This is a genomic window from Chryseobacterium sp. SSA4.19 (assembly GCF_022601875.1).
GTDB lineage: Bacteria > Bacteroidota > Bacteroidia > Flavobacteriales > Weeksellaceae > Chryseobacterium.
In genome coordinates this window covers 267,908-284,696 of sequence record NZ_JAKVIP010000001.1, presented here as the reverse complement: position 1 = coordinate 284,696, position 16,789 = coordinate 267,908, and the positions used below count along the sequence as shown (strand labels likewise).

16 protein-coding genes and 1 pseudogene are annotated in these 16,789 nt (G+C 38.7%); 5 read left to right on the top strand and 12 right to left on the bottom strand.

Annotated features, from left to right (window positions below; translation table 11 throughout):
- From MKJ01_RS01370 to lptB, 3 genes and pseudogenes are all read right to left on the bottom strand, one after another.
- The gene (locus MKJ01_RS01370) at positions 1-951 is read right to left on the bottom strand and encodes a YafY family protein (protein WP_241611154.1); all 951 of its coding nucleotides are present in this window, start codon (positions 949-951) and stop codon (positions 1-3) included.
- Positions 952-1,044: 93 nt separating this feature from the next.
- Positions 1,045-2,772, bottom strand: a complete 1,728-nt coding sequence (locus MKJ01_RS01365; protein ID WP_241632427.1) for an ABC transporter ATP-binding protein — start codon at positions 2,770-2,772, stop codon at positions 1,045-1,047.
- A gap of 500 nt (positions 2,773-3,272) precedes the next feature.
- Positions 3,273-3,998 (bottom strand): annotated as a pseudogene (gene lptB / locus MKJ01_RS01360) (LPS export ABC transporter ATP-binding protein); the annotation flags it as partial.
- Between the two features lie 277 nt (positions 3,999-4,275).
- On the opposite strand from lptB, the gene MKJ01_RS01355 reads away from it, so the two are divergent.
- Together MKJ01_RS01355 and MKJ01_RS01350 are read left to right on the top strand one after the other, a co-directional pair.
- Positions 4,276-5,004 (top strand): hypothetical protein, encoded by a 729-nt coding sequence (locus tag MKJ01_RS01355; RefSeq protein WP_241611150.1) that lies wholly within the window; start codon positions 4,276-4,278, stop codon positions 5,002-5,004.
- Positions 5,005-5,086: 82 nt separating this feature from the next.
- The gene (locus MKJ01_RS01350) at positions 5,087-5,269 is read left to right on the top strand and encodes a bacteriocin (RefSeq protein WP_027385722.1); all 183 of its coding nucleotides are present in this window, start codon (positions 5,087-5,089) and stop codon (positions 5,267-5,269) included.
- 42 nt (positions 5,270-5,311) lie between these two features.
- Here the strand turns inward: MKJ01_RS01350 and hemB are convergent, their stop codons facing one another.
- Entirely contained in the window at positions 5,312-6,301 is a 990-nt protein-coding gene (gene hemB, locus MKJ01_RS01345; protein WP_241611149.1) for a porphobilinogen synthase, read from the bottom strand.
- Positions 6,302-6,422: 121 nt separating this feature from the next.
- Between hemB and MKJ01_RS01340 the strand changes: the two genes are divergently transcribed.
- From MKJ01_RS01340 to MKJ01_RS01330, 3 genes are all read left to right on the top strand, one after another.
- Positions 6,423-6,773 (top strand): T9SS type A sorting domain-containing protein, encoded by a 351-nt coding sequence (locus tag MKJ01_RS01340; RefSeq protein ID WP_241611148.1) that lies wholly within the window; start codon positions 6,423-6,425, stop codon positions 6,771-6,773.
- 105 nt (positions 6,774-6,878) lie between these two features.
- Positions 6,879-7,790, top strand: coding sequence for an ABC transporter ATP-binding protein (locus MKJ01_RS01335; protein WP_241611147.1), 912 nt, complete (start codon positions 6,879-6,881; stop codon positions 7,788-7,790).
- A gap of 2 nt (positions 7,791-7,792) precedes the next feature.
- Entirely contained in the window at positions 7,793-9,103 is a 1,311-nt protein-coding gene (locus MKJ01_RS01330; protein ID WP_241611146.1) for an ABC transporter permease, read from the top strand.
- A 75-nt stretch (positions 9,104-9,178) separates the two neighbouring features.
- Here the strand turns inward: MKJ01_RS01330 and sucD are convergent, their stop codons facing one another.
- From sucD to MKJ01_RS01290, 8 genes are all read right to left on the bottom strand, one after another.
- Entirely contained in the window at positions 9,179-10,051 is an 873-nt protein-coding gene (gene sucD / locus MKJ01_RS01325) for a succinate--CoA ligase subunit alpha (protein WP_241611145.1), read from the bottom strand.
- Positions 10,052-10,142: 91 nt separating this feature from the next.
- Positions 10,143-11,045, bottom strand: a complete 903-nt coding sequence (locus tag MKJ01_RS01320) for an LpxD N-terminal domain-containing protein (protein WP_241611144.1) — start codon at positions 11,043-11,045, stop codon at positions 10,143-10,145.
- A gap of 116 nt (positions 11,046-11,161) precedes the next feature.
- Positions 11,162-11,728, bottom strand: a complete 567-nt coding sequence (gene efp / locus MKJ01_RS01315) for an elongation factor P (protein ID WP_241611141.1) — start codon at positions 11,726-11,728, stop codon at positions 11,162-11,164.
- Positions 11,729-11,743: 15 nt separating this feature from the next.
- A complete protein-coding gene (locus MKJ01_RS01310) occupies positions 11,744-12,076 on the bottom strand; it encodes a hypothetical protein (RefSeq protein WP_241611139.1) in 333 nt (110 codons plus the stop codon).
- Between the two features lie 18 nt (positions 12,077-12,094).
- Complete coding sequence (gene lpxA, locus MKJ01_RS01305; RefSeq protein WP_241611137.1) at positions 12,095-12,889, bottom strand: acyl-ACP--UDP-N-acetylglucosamine O-acyltransferase; 795 nt, start codon at positions 12,887-12,889, stop codon at positions 12,095-12,097.
- Entirely contained in the window at positions 12,890-14,287 is a 1,398-nt protein-coding gene (locus MKJ01_RS01300; protein WP_241632416.1) for a bifunctional UDP-3-O-[3-hydroxymyristoyl] N-acetylglucosamine deacetylase/3-hydroxyacyl-ACP dehydratase, read from the bottom strand.
- Positions 14,280-15,311, bottom strand: a complete 1,032-nt coding sequence (lpxD, locus tag MKJ01_RS01295; RefSeq protein WP_241611133.1) for a UDP-3-O-(3-hydroxymyristoyl)glucosamine N-acyltransferase — start codon at positions 15,309-15,311, stop codon at positions 14,280-14,282. The genes MKJ01_RS01300 and lpxD overlap by 8 nt, the downstream gene beginning before the upstream one ends.
- A gap of 72 nt (positions 15,312-15,383) precedes the next feature.
- Positions 15,384-16,610 carry an HD domain-containing protein gene (locus MKJ01_RS01290; RefSeq protein WP_241611131.1) on the bottom strand — a complete coding sequence of 409 codons (1,227 nt, stop codon included), beginning with the start codon at positions 16,608-16,610 and terminating at the stop codon, positions 15,384-15,386.
- Positions 16,611-16,789: the final 179 nt, after the last annotated feature.

Genomic DNA, 16,789 nt, shown 5'->3' with positions numbered 1-16,789 from the left:
TTAGATTTTTTTCAGAATGTCTGCAATCAATTTCTTAACGCTTTCTTTTAAAAATTCAGGCTCCAAAACTTCTGCATAATCTGCAAAGGTAATCAACCAGCGCGGAAAACCCTCATCAATCCAGTCGGTTTCGAAAATAAGTTCTACATTGTCTCCTCTTTCTATCTCTTCAATGAGGCCATAATATTTTTTGGAATTAACCAGATGCCCGATAATTTTTTTCTCCACCAGAAGCCTGACTTTGGTTTTATTCCCGTTCGGGGTTTTGCGGTAGTCGTTAATCTGTCCGTATTCCTGTAAAAACGGATGTTCCGTGATCGAAATTTTCAAAATCCGGTCAACCCTGAATTGCCTGAAGTCATTTCTCAGGGTACAGAATGCCATGATATACCAGAAATTAAACTCAAAGAATACTCCTACGGCCTCAATAGTTCTGACGGATGTTTTGTTATCAACCGTTTTATACTCCATTAACAGCTGCCGTTTTTCTGCAATGCTTTCCAGAATAGTCGGGATCACATTTTTGATAGGCTCTCCGGATTGTGGCTGGTAATTGTAAATATCAATCTGTTTTTCAATATGCTGAATCAGGTTCTTGTCTGAATATTTTAATACGGAACGCAGCTTTTCCATGGCCGTCCTGTAATGGTTTCCTAAGCTCTGATGGGAAAATGTTTCCATTAATTTTTCAGCGGTAATAAAGCTCAGCACTTCTTCTTTCGTAAACATCACAGGCGGAAGCTTATAGCCTTCCATGAGTGAATATCCGCTTCCTGCTTCCCCCACAACAGGAATTCCTGCATTTTCAAGGGTTTTGACATCACGGTAGATCGTTCTTATACTGACATCAAATTTTTCGGCAAGATCCTGTGCCCTGACCAGCGGCTTAGATTGCAGCTGGGTAAGAATCGCTGTTACACGATCGAGCTTTTTGAGATAGTGATCATTCATTATTAAGACTGACAGTTTGAAGTTTACAGTTTAATTACTTTTTACTTTTTACTTTTTACTTTTTACTTTTTACTTTTTACTTTTTACTTTATATCAATTATCTTTATAAGTATTCACGAGTTTGTCAAGGTTTAAACTTCTTGCAGACGCGTCAAAAATTTCCCGGTAGGTTCCGTTGAGCTGTACCAGTTCATCATGGGTTCCATCTTCCACCACTCTGCCTTTTTTCATCACATAAATTTTATCAGCATCTAAAATCTGCGATAAGGAATGGGAAATAATAATGACCGTGCGTCCTTCTTTTATAGCATCCAGAGAGTTTTTAATCTGTTCTGTCGAAATAGCATCCAGGCTTGCCGTAGGCTCATCCAGGAAAATAATCGGCGGATCCTTCAGGAACAACCGTGCAATCGCAATTCTTTGCTGCTGACCGCCGGAAAGCTGGGTGGCATCATGCTGGTACTGATCCGGGAGGTCAAGAATCTGCTCATGGAGATATGCCTTTTTTGCCGCTGCTTCGATTTCCTGAAAAGTGGCATCCATATTGCCGTAGCGGATATTGTCTTCGATACTTCCCTGGAAGATATGGTTTTTCTGAAGCACCAAGCCCAAATCACTTCTTAAAAAGGTATTGTCAAAATTATTCAAATCTACATCATCCAACAGGATTTTCCCTGAATCGGGAAGATAAAATTTACATAAAAGATTAATCACCGTTGATTTTCCGGCACCGCTCAGTCCTACTAAAGCTGTTGTTTTTCCGTTTTTAAATTTCATCGAAACATGATGCAAAGCCTGTGTTCCGTTCGGATAAGAAAAATTAACATCTTTCAGTTCAAAATTTCCTCTGATGTCTTTTTCTACAAAATTCCCGCTCGGTTCTTTCTCATCGTCGGCATTCAAGATATCAAAATAGCCTTCCGCATAGATCATCGCATCATTCATATCATCATAAATCCTGTGCAGCTGCCGGATCGGTGCCGAAACATTATTGAAAAGCATAATATGCAGCATAATGGCACCAATCGTCATTTGCTGGTCCAAAACCAGATACACGGTCAGGAGAATGATCAATACCACACCGAACTGCTCAATAAAGGTTTTCAAACCGTCATAAATGAAATTTGTTTTCCGGGTAAACATCTGGCTTTCCATAAGCTGCATCTGAAGGTCGTACTGCTTTTTCCCCTCGAATTTCTCACGGACGAAACTTTTGATGACCATGATGGAATTAATCAGATTCAACAATCCGGAAGTTTTCTGTTCGCGCTGGTTCCTTAATGTCCTTCTTACTCCGCTCAGTTTTTTTGCCTGTAATGAACTTATGTAAAAATAAATGGGAACAATGATTGTGGAAACCATCCCTACATAGGCATTCTGCATATACATAATCACCAAGGCGATCATTGAATTGGAAAACAGTGGCAGCATATCAATGAAAAAGTTTTGCACCAGCCTTGTCAAACTTTCAATTCCCCTGTCAATTCTGATCTGAAGCTTGCCGGATTCATGGTTTTCATCGTTGAAATAAGCGACCCGGTAAGTCAAAATTTTATCAATTGCCGACTGCGCCAATACGGAACTTACATTGATCCTGATTTTTTCACCGTAAAATTTCTGTCCGAAATTGATAAAAATATTTAACAGTTCTTTCCCCAATAAAATGACGGAAATCAATATCAGAACATGAATTCCTTCAGACATTGGATTCGGAAGATGCGTAAGATTGGTTACTTCATCAATTGTATATTTCAATACAAGCGGATTGACCTGCGCAGCAAGAGCTCCTAAAAAGGTAAGGAATAAAGTTCCGTAAATCATTAACCGGTAAGGCCTGATAAACGGAATAAGCTGCTTATAAATGCCGAATAAAGTAAGTGTTCTGTTAAAAGGCTTTGCCATAAGAACGAATTTAACTAAAAAACGTACCGTTTACAAAAGAAAAGGTACGTTTTATTGTATTTTTAGGCAAGTTTGCCTGTTAATTATCCTTCATAAACATAGGTAGTCACATAATGCAGTTCAGGTTTTGCCGCTGCTTTAGAGTCTGCTTCTGCCTGTTCGAGTGAGTACTGGGTATTGATTTCTTTTTTCTGGAATACGAAAGAATTATTCGCATTTTTATCCACCACATCATTGAAAATATGCTGGATTTCTGAATTCCCAAGTGATGCAAAGCTGATCTCTTCAAATCCATACATCAGTCTAAGGTCATCGAACTGAGCAAAATTTTCATCAACAAAACTTTGAAACTGAGCTTTTGAATCAAAATTTCCAGCCCAGATATTATACGCGTAACTTTTCTTTTTAGGTTTATCTAAAATACTCTGGTAAACAAAATTCTCACCCAGATAAGCTTCCCTTACCTGAGGGTCGTTGGCCAGTTCTTCGGGAAGCCCCTCTTTAAGGATCCTGCCCTCGAACATGATATAGGTTTTATTTGTGATGGCAAGGGTCTGCTGAACATTGTGATCGGTAATTAAGATCCCGATATTCTTATCCACCAGGCTTCTTACAATTTTCTGGATATCTTCCACAGCAATCGGGTCTACTCCGGCAAAAGGTTCATCCAGAAGAATAAAGCTCGGATCAGTAGCCAGACATCGGGCGATTTCCGTTCTTCTCCTTTCCCCTCCGGACAAAAGGTCTCCACGGTTTTTACGGACATGTTGAAGAGAAAATTCTTCTACCAGTTCATCACACTTCATCTGTTGTTCACGTTTTGAAAGCTTGGTCAGCTGAAGAACCCCCATGATATTTTCTTCCACTGAAAGCTTACGGAAAATAGAAGCTTCCTGAGCAAGATACCCGATTCCTTTCTGCGCCCTACGGTACATGGCATCGGTGGTAATTTCCTGTTTATCCAGAAAAATCTTTCCGGAAGTGGGCTTAACCAATCCAACAATCATATAGAAGGATGTGGTTTTCCCCGCCCCGTTCGGACCTAACAAACCTACAATTTCCCCTTGCTGGACCTGTACGGATACACCTTTTACTACTTTTTTGGGACCGTATTCTTTGATTAAGTTTTCTCCGCGTAAAATCATAAGAGCAAAGATAAAGTATTTTTGAATTTAATGTTCAGATTAAAAAACAGTCTTTGAATTTTTATGAAATTTTAAGGCATGAATACGCTTATTTTTTAAATATACGCTCACATATCTAACAGATTCAACAAACCTTTATTTAAATTGATATCTGCATAATCACTACAATCAGCGAGAGACTATATTCCCATCTAAATTTAACCAGACTTTTACTATAAATTTCTGAACGTTCATTTTATTTGACTAATTTTATATCAACCAAAACACTTGTATTACTATGGAAAACAATCAACAACTGACCGAGCTTCTGGCTCTGGATCTGGGAGTGAGTATCATCAACCGGAGGCCTTATGCCAAAGAAGTGTTCAAATGGCAGGATATGGATCTCCTTCCGCATTCTTCCACAGATACGCTGCTCTGTGAAATTTATGAATGGAACGGCAGGAACTGGCGTACCACCAATAATAACCTGATCGGGTATCTTTTTACAGGAGACCCGTTGAATACGGTCAGAAACAAATTAATAAATGTACAGAAGTTTCCGGCACTGATTCCTGATTTTGAGTTTAATAAAGACAGCATGATAGAATTCGGACTTTCCCTGCCATCCCTTTTTAATATCGGAATTAACGGGAATATCAATGGTGTGAATAATTTTTCAGTCCGGGTGAACGGAGTGACAAAATCCAGAATCACCAATATTGACTCGCCGGGAATTGAAATTTTAAGAAAGTATTCTGAATTCACACAGGACCAATCAAGATCATATAGGAAAAATATTAAGTTCAACTATCTGAGTGCTTCTTTATTTTATGCGGAGAGTGTGGAAATCTATCTGGAAAAGGAATCCGGAATTAATTTAAATATTAGCTTTCAGACTCAGGATGTAGACGTGGAAGCTAAGGTGGATACGGATACTAAAAAGCATTTTATATTGAAATATAAAGGTAACCAGGCTCCTTTTGCTGCAAAATTTACAAAAGGAAAAGACTTCAATATTATGTAATCTTAAAGCATTTGCTGATATATCTATCTCATGTGATAAATTTTTATTACTTTAGAGATTGTTAACCAAATACTTATTGATCATGAAAAAATTAACAAAAAAAGATCTGATGAAGATCAACGGCGGAAACATCCGTCCGCCGGATGCCAACGGCAACTGCCAGCCGGGCTGGTATTTATGTCCGTCGAATATATGCGTATATGACAAAGGAGGAGAAAACCCTATTGTTCCCGGATCTCCCCATTACCATGCGTGTTTCGGATAAATGGAAAAAATAACACCTCAGATTGAGGTGTTATTTTTTTAATTATTTATTTAAAAGAATGGCTGCTTCTTTCGCAAAATATGTAAAGATCATATCTGCTCCGGCTCTTTTGAAACATGTTAAGCTTTCAATAATGGTTTTGTCATTATCCAGCCAGCCGTTTTGTGCCGCCGCTTTTACCATGGCATATTCCCCGCTTACATTGTATACGGCAATGGGAAGATCAATTGCTTCACGAACTTTGGATACAATGTCCAGATACGGAAGTCCCGGTTTGATCATGATAATATCAGCTCCTTCTTCGATATCTTTGAAAACTTCATTCAGGGCTTCCCGGGAATTGTGGAAATCCATCTGATACGTTTTTTTATCCTTCGGAATTTCCATGTTGTCTTTCGGCGCACTGTCTAATGCACTTCGGAACGGCCCGTAAAAAGAACTTGCATATTTTGCAGCATAGCTCAAAATCCCGACATCAGTAAACCCGCTGTCTTCCAAAGCTTCACGGATCACCTGAACTCTGCCGTCCATCATATCGCTGGGCGCCACAATGTCAGCACCGGCTTCTGCATGGGATACGGACATCCTGGCCAGCGCGTCATTGGTTACATCATTTACAATTTTTCCATTCTCAATAATTCCGTCATGCCCATAGATGGAATAAGGATCCAAGGCTACATCAGGCATAACCACCATTTCCGGAACGGCATCTTTAATAGCCCTGATCGTATTTTGCATCAGCCCGTTTTTGTTCCAGGCCTCTTTCCCCGTATTGTCTTTCAAATTCTCAGAAACTTTCATGTAAAGATTAACCGCTTTCACTCCTAAAGAGAACAGTTCTTTACATTCTTTTACCGTCAGATCCATGCTTCTCCTGAAAATCCCGGGCATTGACGAAATGGGCTCTTCTTTGTTTTCGCCCTCCATGACGAAAACAGGCATTACAAAATCATTTGTTGTAAGGGAGCATTCTCTTACCAGGCTTCTGACTGAATCACTGACTCTAAGCCTTCTGTTTCTTGAATATATCATTTTTGGAATACTTTTTGAATAAAATTTAATACAAATTTACTACAAGTTCTGCGAAAAAAAATTGCAGGCAATTGCAGAATTGTTTATTTTTGTTTGATTATAGTTAAGAAATTTTAATTTGATGAAAAAACTTTTACTCTTATTTATATTTTTAGGCACTTTTGTTGGATTTTCCAGCAATATGAAAGCTCAGATTAAAGAGCCTAATTCTTTCTCACAAAAATCTGATGACGGAGTATTGGTAGCCTACCCTAATCCTGCAAAGGATTTTCTTATCATCAAGGCTAAAGAGCCTAACCTTAAAATAAAAAGTGTTACTTTTTATTCAATTCTGGGTACACAGGTGGCCAATTATGCTGTAAATATGAATTCAGGCGAGATCAACATTGAGAAGCTTAAACCTGGAAAATATCTTATCCGATATATTTTAAGTGATAATACAATGAAAGTCACTCAAATTGTGAAACAATAAATTAAATCCTGATAAACATCAGGATTTTTTCTTTTAGCTTATTTGTGTTTTAATAATTCCGTAACTTTCGGCACTTTATCTTTTAAAATAAGAAAAACCAATTTAATGCTAAAAGCTGAACATATACGAAAGACGTACAACGCCGGAAAAAAGATAGCTTTGGATGATTTCAGCATCCATGTTCCGAAAGCAAGTGTGTACGGACTTTTAGGTCCGAACGGAGCCGGAAAAACTTCTTTCATCCGCATCATCAACCAGATAACCCAGGCGGATTCCGGAGAGATCACCATTAATGGAGAAAAGCTCAATCCCAATCATATCAAAGACATCGGCTATATGCCTGAAGAAAGAGGCTTGTATAAAAATATGACAGTCGGTGACCAGCTTATTTATTTCGGGGAACTTAAAGGAATGAGCAAGAATGATGCTCTGAACGAAGCGAAAAAATGGTTTGACAAACTTCATATCGACCAGTGGTGGAAGAAGAAATTATCTGAACTTTCAAAAGGGATGGCCCAGAAAATCCAGTTTGTTGTAACTGTTCTTCACAGACCGCATTTGCTGATTCTTGATGAGCCTTTTTCAGGTTTTGATCCCGTAAATGCAAATTTGATTAAAGACCAGATTATCGAACTTAAAAATAACGGAACCACTATTATCCTTTCTACGCATCGCATGGAAAGCGTAGAGGAAATGTGTGATTATGTAGCTTTAATTAATAATGCTGAAAAAATTATCGACGGAAGGGTATTTGACGTAAGGGAAAAATTCAAGAAAAATATTTTTGGAATTACTCTTTCTGAAGTTAATGAACCGAAGCTGGAATATTTCAGGAACACCTATGACATTTCCAATCTCAACTATGAAAACAGCCTGGTTTCTTTCGACTTAAAAAATGAAGCCGACCAGAACCAGATTCTTCTGGATCTTGTACAGGTAGGAAAAGTAAGGTCATTTGACGAAAAAATCCCTAGTATGAATGAAGTCTTTATTAATGCGGTAAGCAACAACTCTTAATCATGAATCATATTTTTTTAATTACCAAAAGGGAATTTCTTACGCAGGTCAAGAAAAAATCTTTTATAATACTGACTCTTTTAGCCCCCATTATGCTGATTGCTTTCGGAGCAGTGGTCGGCCTGATGTTTAAAGCCAATGAATCCCACAGCGTTATTGAAGTAGTAGACAGAAGCGGGCTTTTTAAGGATAAAATGAAATCTACTGATAAACTGAATTATGTTTTTGTTTCGGAAGCTGATGAGAAATCAAAAATTAAAAATTTAAAAGGCAATGAATCAACTGATGGGATCTTAATTTTACCGGAGTTAAGAAACCAAAACTTTACTGAGTTACAACAGGCTGCAAGGCTGATTATTAACAGTAAAATAGGGTTTGATACCAAACAGAAAATAGTTTCGGATATTACTGACGTCATTAAGAAAGAAAAAATCAAACAGCTTGGTATCGCTGAAACCCAGCTGAATGATCTTGATAAAGGCTTTAGTTTAAAAACAATCAACGTCGCTGAAAACAACAAGGAAGATTCTGATCTTGCTTTAGGCGTGAAAAGCGGCTTAAGTATGCTTCTGATGTATGTAACCTTCATGTTTATTATTATTTATGGCGTGAGAGTGATGCGGAGTGTGCTGGAAGAAAAGAATAACCGGGTCGTGGAAATTATTATTTCTTCTGTAAAACCTTTTGAACTGATGATGGGCAAAATCTTAGGGGTAACGCTGGTTGCCCTGACCCAGTTCCTGGTATGGATCACGATGTCTGTAATTGGAGCACTGGTTTTGAATACCGGGTTTTCATCCATTCAGAAAAATATTCCTGGCGGGAATGAAGAGATGGCAAGCAAGCTTGACGTAGCCCAAATTGCCACACAGGTTTCCCACAGCTTACTGGAGCTGAACTTTCCCCTGATTATTTTCGTTTTCATCGTATTCTTCCTGTTAGGCTATATTTTTTACAGCTCGATTTATGCTGCCATCGGTTCTGCAGTGGATAATGAAACTGAAACTCAGCAGTTCACATTATTTGCGATTCTGCCTTTGATGCTGGGGATGTACGGAAGCATTTCTTTAATGAACAATCCGGACGGACCACTTGGTTTCTGGCTGTCAATCATTCCATTTACTTCACCGGTGGCGATGATTGCAAGAATTCCTTACGGAGTTCCGGCGTGGCAGATTGCCCTCTCCATCGGATTATTATTGGGAACCACTATTTTTATGATCTTCGTAGCCGGAAAAATTTACCGTGTCGGGATTTTAATGTATGGAAATAAAGCTACTATGAAAGAGATCTGGAAATGGATCAGAAATTAAAATATTAATTCAATATAATACAAAAATCCCGGAACTTTTCAGTCCGGGATTTTTTATGTTTTAAATGAATAGATCTTAACCTAAAACTTTTGCTACAGTAGCACCAATATCAGCCGGAGAATCTACTACGTTAATTCCGTTTTCTCTCATGATCTGCATTTTAGCCTGAGCAGTATCTTCATCACCACCCACGATTGCTCCTGCGTGTCCCATTGTTCTTCCTTTTGGAGCAGTCTGGCCTGCAATGAATCCAACTACCGGTTTTGTAGAACCGCTGGCTTTGTACCATCTTGCCGCCTCAGCTTCAAGACCACCACCGATTTCTCCGATCATCACTACGGCTTCAGTCTCAGGGTCATTGATGAATAATTCCAAAGCTTCTCTGGTCGTCGTTCCGATGATTGGGTCACCACCGATACCGATTGCCGTAGAAACACCGAAACCTGCTTTTACTACCTGATCAGCTGCTTCATACGTAAGGGTTCCTGATTTTGAAACGATTCCCACTTTTCCTTTTTTGAAAACGAAACCTGGCATAATACCAATTTTAGCTTCTTCAGAAGTAATGATTCCTGGACAGTTCGGGCCGATCAGCCTGCAGTCTCTGTCTGCGATATATGATTTTACTTTTACCATATCCGCTACAGGAATACCTTCAGTAATACATACGATTACTTTGATACCTGCTTCAGCAGCCTCCATAATTGCATCAGCAGCAAATGCAGGCGGTACGAAAATAATACTCACGTTAGCCCCTGCTTTTGTAACAGCATCAGCTACCGTATTGAATACAGGCTTCCCTAAATGCTCGCTTCCTCCTTTTCCCGGAGTAACACCTCCTACAACGTTGGTTCCGTATTCGATCATCTGCCCTGCGTGGAAAGTACCTTCGTTCCCTGTAAATCCTTGTACAATTACTTTAGAATCTTTGTTTACTAAAATTGACATTTTATTATAATTTTAATTTATTTATTATTTTTATTAATGCTCACAAATTTACTTATTTTTCTTTGATTAAAGATCAATCTAAACAATTTGTTTATTTGAGATTCCTCAGCTTCACCTCTTTTTTCAGATAGGTTTTGAAATCTTCTGCAAACATGCCGATATAAGTCCCTTTTTCAAGATCCCTGTTAACTCCTGTTTTACCTAAAATCACAGACCCACTTTCAATAGCATTTCCTGATGCAATGCCAACCTGTCCCCATAAGGTCACTTCATCACCGATCACACAGCATCCTGCGATTCCCACTTGGGAAGCAATCAGGCATTTTTTACCGATCACCGTGTCATGGCCGACCTGAATCTGATTATCCAGCACGGAACCTTCACCGATTATGGTAGAATCTGTAACACCACGGTCAATGGTACATCCGTTTCCGATTTCAACATTATTTTCAATCACCACATTTCCTACGGAGATCAGGCGGTCAAAATTACCGTTCAGTTTCCTGTAATAAAATGCATCTCCGCCTAAAACGGTATTCGACTGAATAACAACATTGTCCCCGATAACCGTTCGGTCACCAATCACAACGTTGGGAAAGATTAAGGTGTTTTTTCCTATGGTTACATTATTGCCGATTACAGCGGAATGATGGATCTTTGACCCTTCGCCGATTTCTACATCATGCAATTCTTCGGTAAAATTATATATTCGTGTAAAATGGGTATTGATCTTATTAAAATCCCTGAAAGGATCATCAGAAACCAACAGTGCTTTTCCTTCCGGACAATCCACTTCTTTATCAATCAGGATGATGGTAGCGGCAGAATTTAATGCTTTGTCGTAATATTTCGGATGATTCACAAACACGATGTCTCCCGATTTTACCCTATGGATTTCATTGGTTCCCAGCACTTCAAAGTTTTCAGGACCAACAAATTTTGCACCGATCAGATCGGCAATGGTTTTCAGTTTTTGAGGAGCATGAAATTTCATAATAACTGATTTTCTTTAAATATATTAATCCGTACCTAAGCACGTTGTAAACTTATTATAAAAATAAAATTCGGAATGCGTGTGCAAACCGAATTAGTGTAAATTTTATCTATAATTTATTCTTTTACTCTTTCTAAATAAGAACCGTCTTCTGTACTTACTTTGATTCTGTCTCCCGGTTCAATGAACAAAGGAACCATTACTCTTGCTCCTGTTTCAACGATGGCATTTTTAAGAGCATTCGTTGCGGTGTTTCCTTTCACACCCGGATCAGCCTCAATAACATCAAGATAAACAGATTGCGGAAGCTCTGCAGAAAGCGGAGTTTCATCAGCTTCTTTCATAATGATCGTTACTTCTTCTCCTGCTTTCATCAATTGAGCATTCTCAATCATCTCTTTGTTAAGATAAAGCTGGGAAAAATCGTCATTGTTCATAAAGTGGAAACCGTTCTCATCATCATAAAGATATTGGAATTTCCTGGTAATCACCTTTACCTCATCAATCTTATGACCTGCAGAAAAAGTATTATCAAGAACTTTCCCGTTGGTTACTGATTTTAATTTCGTTCTTACGAAAGCAGGACCTTTTCCCGGTTTAACGTGAAGAAATTCGATTACTTTAAAAATGTCATTGCTGAATTCTATGCAAAGGCCTTTTCTTATATCGTTACTTGTTGCCATTAATTTTGTATATGTTTATTTTCTTTTTTTTATTTCAATTCCCTGTCCTTGAGGTAACATTCTGTTAAATGAATTATTATTGAATGTATTTACATTATTCTGCAACCGGTTTACATTCATCTGAACATCAGAGTTATATTGCTGAGTAGTTCCGAAAAATGAACTGCTGCTCTTCTGTTTCAATAAATTATTTACATTATTCTTAGCTATACTGTCCTTCGATTTTTCAGGAAGTTTTCTTTCCATAATGGAGGCACGGGTTGTTTTTTCGGTTTTTAATCCTTCTGTCTGCTGTGCCGACAAGAATAATGAAGCGGAAGGCATGATCAAGAGGATTAAATTTCTCATAACAGCTGACTGATGCTTCTAATTACTGTCTTTGGCAGTTCCGTATCCTTTAACGATTCCTCTTGGAGAATTCTGGATAAACTGCAGGATTTCATCGCGTTCAGCAGTTGGAAGCATTTCCTTTTCAATAAGTGAAATAGCCTGCGAAACATTCATTTTCATCTGGAAAATAGCTCTGTAAATCTTCTGAATTTCAAAGATTTTTTCATTGGTAAACCCTCTTCGTCTCAGGCCGACAGAATTAATTCCTGCGTATGACATAGGCTCTCTGGCCACTTTTACGTAAGGCGGAATATCTTTTCTTACCAAAGTACCACCGGAAATCATCACATGTTTCCCGATTTTACCAAACTGATGGACCGCTGATAAACCTCCCATTACCGTATAATCTCCAATTTCTACATGTCCGGCAATACCACACCCGTTAACAATGATCACATGATCTCCGATAACACAGTCGTGCGCAATGTGTGTAGTGGCCATGATAAGGCAGTTCTTACCGATTTTAGTATAGCCCAGCGCTTTAGTTCCCCGGTTTACTGTGACACATTCCCTTATGGTTGTTTCATCATCGATAATAACCCGGGTATCTTCACCATCGAATTTCAGATCCTGAGGAATCGCTGAAATAACAGTTCCCGGAAAAATCCTGCAGTTTTTACCGATTCTCGCACCATCCATGATGGTCACGTTAGGACCGATCCATGTTCCTTCCCCGATTTCCACATCACCCGCAATGGTAGTAAAAGGTTCTACGATTACATTTTTGCTGATTTTCGCACGCTTATCTACGGCTGCTAATTGATGAATCATTTAATCAACTTTATTTTTTGCGACCTGAGCCATTAACTCTGCTTCTACGGCTATGCTGTCGCCAACATATCCATATCCCTGCATATGAACAATCCCTCTTCTGATAGGCTCAATCAATTCAATTTTAAAAATAAGCGTATCTCCCGGAACTACTTTTCTCTTGAATTTCACTTTATCAATCTTGATAAAATAGGTAGAATAATTTTCAGGATCAGGAACACTTGCCAATACCAGAATTCCACCGGTCTGTGCCAATGCTTCAACCTGTAAAACACCGGGCATTACCGGCTCTTTAGGAAAATGTCCAACGAAGAAAGGTTCATTCATCGTTACATTTTTAAGACCTACAACGTGGGAATCTGAAAGCTCAAGGACTTTATCGATTAATAAAAACGGCGGCCTGTGAGGCATTAATTTCATAATTCCGTTAATATCGAAAACAGGTTCTTTTGTCAAATCAAAATCGGGAACATTTTTCTTCTTCTGCAATTTCCACTGACGGTTCAGTTTTTTTGCAAACTGGGTATTTACATAATGTCCCGGTTTATTGGCAATGACCTTGCCTTTTATTTTTACTCCTGCCAATGCCAAATCACCGATTACATCCAGTAATTTGTGTCTTGCGGCTTCATTAGGATAATTTAAGTTCAGGTTATCAAGAATTCCGTTTGGCCTGATAGATACTTCATCTTTACCAAAGGCTTTCTTTAATTTTTCCGTAGTTTCAGGCGTAAGGTCTTTATCTACATACACAATCGCATTGGAAATATCTCCGCCTTTGATCAACCCGTGGTCCAAAAGCATTTCCAGTTCGTGTAAAAAGCTAAAGGTCCTTGCTGAAGAAATCTCATCTTTAAATTCGGAAATATGCTTAAGGGTAGCATTCTGGGTTCCCAGAACTTTAGTCCCGAAATCTACCATGGTCGTCACTTCATATGTATCTGAAGGGATAATTGTGATTTCTGATCCTGTAGCCGGATCATTGTAGGTAAGCACTTCTTTAACCACCAGATATTCTCTGGCAACATTTTGCTCGGCTACGCCTACACTTTCAATCGCTTCTACAAAATATTTTGAGGATCCGTCTAAGATCGGAGGCTCTGAAGCATCCATTTCCAAAACCGCGTTATCAATATCACAGCCTACCAATGCCGCCAAAAGATGCTCACAAGTGGTAATTTTTACGCCTAGCTTTTCTAATGTCGTTCCTCTTTCTGTAGCGGTTACATAGTTAACATCAGCTTCGACCTGCGGGTGTCCCTCAAGATCTGTTCTTACGAATACAAAACCTGTATTTTCTTTTGCAGGTTTCATGGTTAGCTTTACTTCTCTACCAGTATGAAGTCCGATTCCGGAAAGTGTTACTTCTTGCTGAAGCGTTTTTTGCATATCACTCATTAGTTTTATCTTTTGAGTTATTCTCAAGATTATTTATTCTGTTAACAATTTCAGTGAAATTCCTGAAATGGACGTAGTTTCTAAGGTAGTCATTATAGCTGATTGCCGGCGAACCGTATAAGGTTTCTTTATCATTAACGCTTGAATTCACTCCGCTCTGGGCCTGAATTTTCACCTGATTTCCAATTTTGATATGGCCTACTACCCCAACCTGGCCACCAATCTGGTTCCAATCTCCAATGGTAGTAGATCCGGCAATTCCTGCCTGTGCCGCAATCACATTATTTTTTCCGATTTTTACATTGTGTGCAATCTGAATCAGGTTATCAATTTTAGTCCCTTCACCAATAACAGTAGAACCGATAGTCGCCCTGTCTATGCTGCAATTTGAACCGATTTCAACATGATCTTCAATAATCACATTTCCTAACTGAGGAATTTTCTTAAATCCTTCAGGTGTAGGCTGGAAACCAAATCCGTCACCGCCGATCACTGTATTGGAATGAATAATACAGTTGTCACCGATGATACAGTAATCATATATTCTTGCTCCGCTGTCGATCTTACAGTTTTTCCCGATCTTCACCCCTTTGCCAATGTAAACCTGCGGGTAAATCTGAGATCCTTCTCCTATTTTTGCCTTTTCAGAAACATAGGTAAAAGCCCCAATATATACTTTATCACCAATGACAGCCGTTTCATGAATGGAAGATCCATCCTCAACACCTTCTTTTCTGCCCTGCATTTCCTGGTAAAGGTTCATCAGGATCTGAAAAGAAAGATAAGCATCTTTTACAGCGATAATTGTAGAGTTATAGTGGTCTTTCGTTAAAAGGTCTTCTGAAACGATGATTACAGAACACTGTGAAGCATCCAGGTAATGTATAAACCGGTCTTGTGCTATAAAGGAAAGGTGGCCTGCTTCCCCGCTTTCGATAGGCGAAACTCCCGTAATAAGTGCATTTTCGTCACCTATAATTTTTCCATTGATAAAACTTGCAATTTGCGAAGCTGTAAATTCCATATTCTGCAAAGATAAGAAATTCTGTAATTCGCAAACATTTTTTAATTTTAGGATTGCGAATTTTATTATTCTTTAAGAAATTATACCTGACTCGTCTCTGGGAAAAGTGAGGATGTACCGGGTCGTTTTATTTACCATCAGGCCGGACAACAGCTGGTCTTCCGATTCCTCAAGCCTTATTTTTCTTCCGTTTTTCTGCAACAGAAAGATAGGCTGTTTTTTGGTATCATAAGGAAGTAGTTTCCGCTTGATTTCGTGTACAAGCTCATTACCATTGTCGATTCCGAAAAGATGATTGGTTTTTTTTATTTTTTCTTTAACAAACCCAGCATCAAAAGAATGGGATGAAATAATGGTTTTCGGAAGGTTTCTCTGTATCACGCATCTGCACCAATAGGACAAAATCATATCATCCGCATTCTGCCAGCCTTTCATGGCCTGAATGATATCATTGTCATCGAGTCTTGTAAACCTCTGTATATCTTCATCCGTGGCAGCACTTTTCCCCCTGTATAAAAAATAAGTGAGGTTTTCAGTAGCTGGAAGATCGACTCCCTGAGAAACCAGATACTTTGCCCTTTCCAAAATCTTGACCAGAAGAAATTCCGCCAGCGCCGATGTTTTATGATAATATACCTGCCAATACATAAACATTCTTGCCGTCAGGAAGTTCTCAATAGAATACACTCCTTTTGCATCGATAACCAGTTCTCCCTCATCACAAACATTCATCATGGAAATAATCCGCTGGGTGTTGATGCTCCCTTCAGAAACACCGGTAAAGAAACTGTCCCGTTTCAGATAATCCAAACGGTCAACATCCAGCTGGGAAGAAATCAACTGATTAAAAAACTTTCTGTGATATTTTCCCTGAAACATTTCAATAGCACAGGATAATTCCCCGTTGAATTCATCATTCAAACGGTTCATCAGTAACAGCGAAAGGTTTTCATGATGCCAGTCGTCCATCAGCATACATTCCAAAGCATGGGAAAACGGCCCGTGACCGATGTCGTGCATCAAAATTGCCAGCATCGCCCCTTTTTCTTCCTGTTCAGAAATTTTCACACCTTTCTGTTTTAATGTTTCCAAAGCAGTAAACATCAAATGCATGGCACCCAATGCATGATGGAACCTTGTATGCGTTGCACCCGGGAAAATAAGATTCAACAGTCCGGTCTGCCCGATCCTTCTCAATCGCTGGAAGTAAGGATGCTCAATAACGTCGAATAAAATTTCATGGGGTATTTTGATGAATCCGTGAACCGGATCGTTGATGATTTTAAGTTTATTCTGCATTGAAACGTCAGTATTAGTAAACAAATTTAAGGATTTTAAATTTTAACTTAATTAGCTGTACATTGATGTTTTTAAATTATCTTTGATACCATATTAAGTTCTTTTACATTGAAATTTAACCCTGTATAATTTACGTTTAAATTAATAGATATAAAGAGCTGCGAACCGCCTTTTCTCTT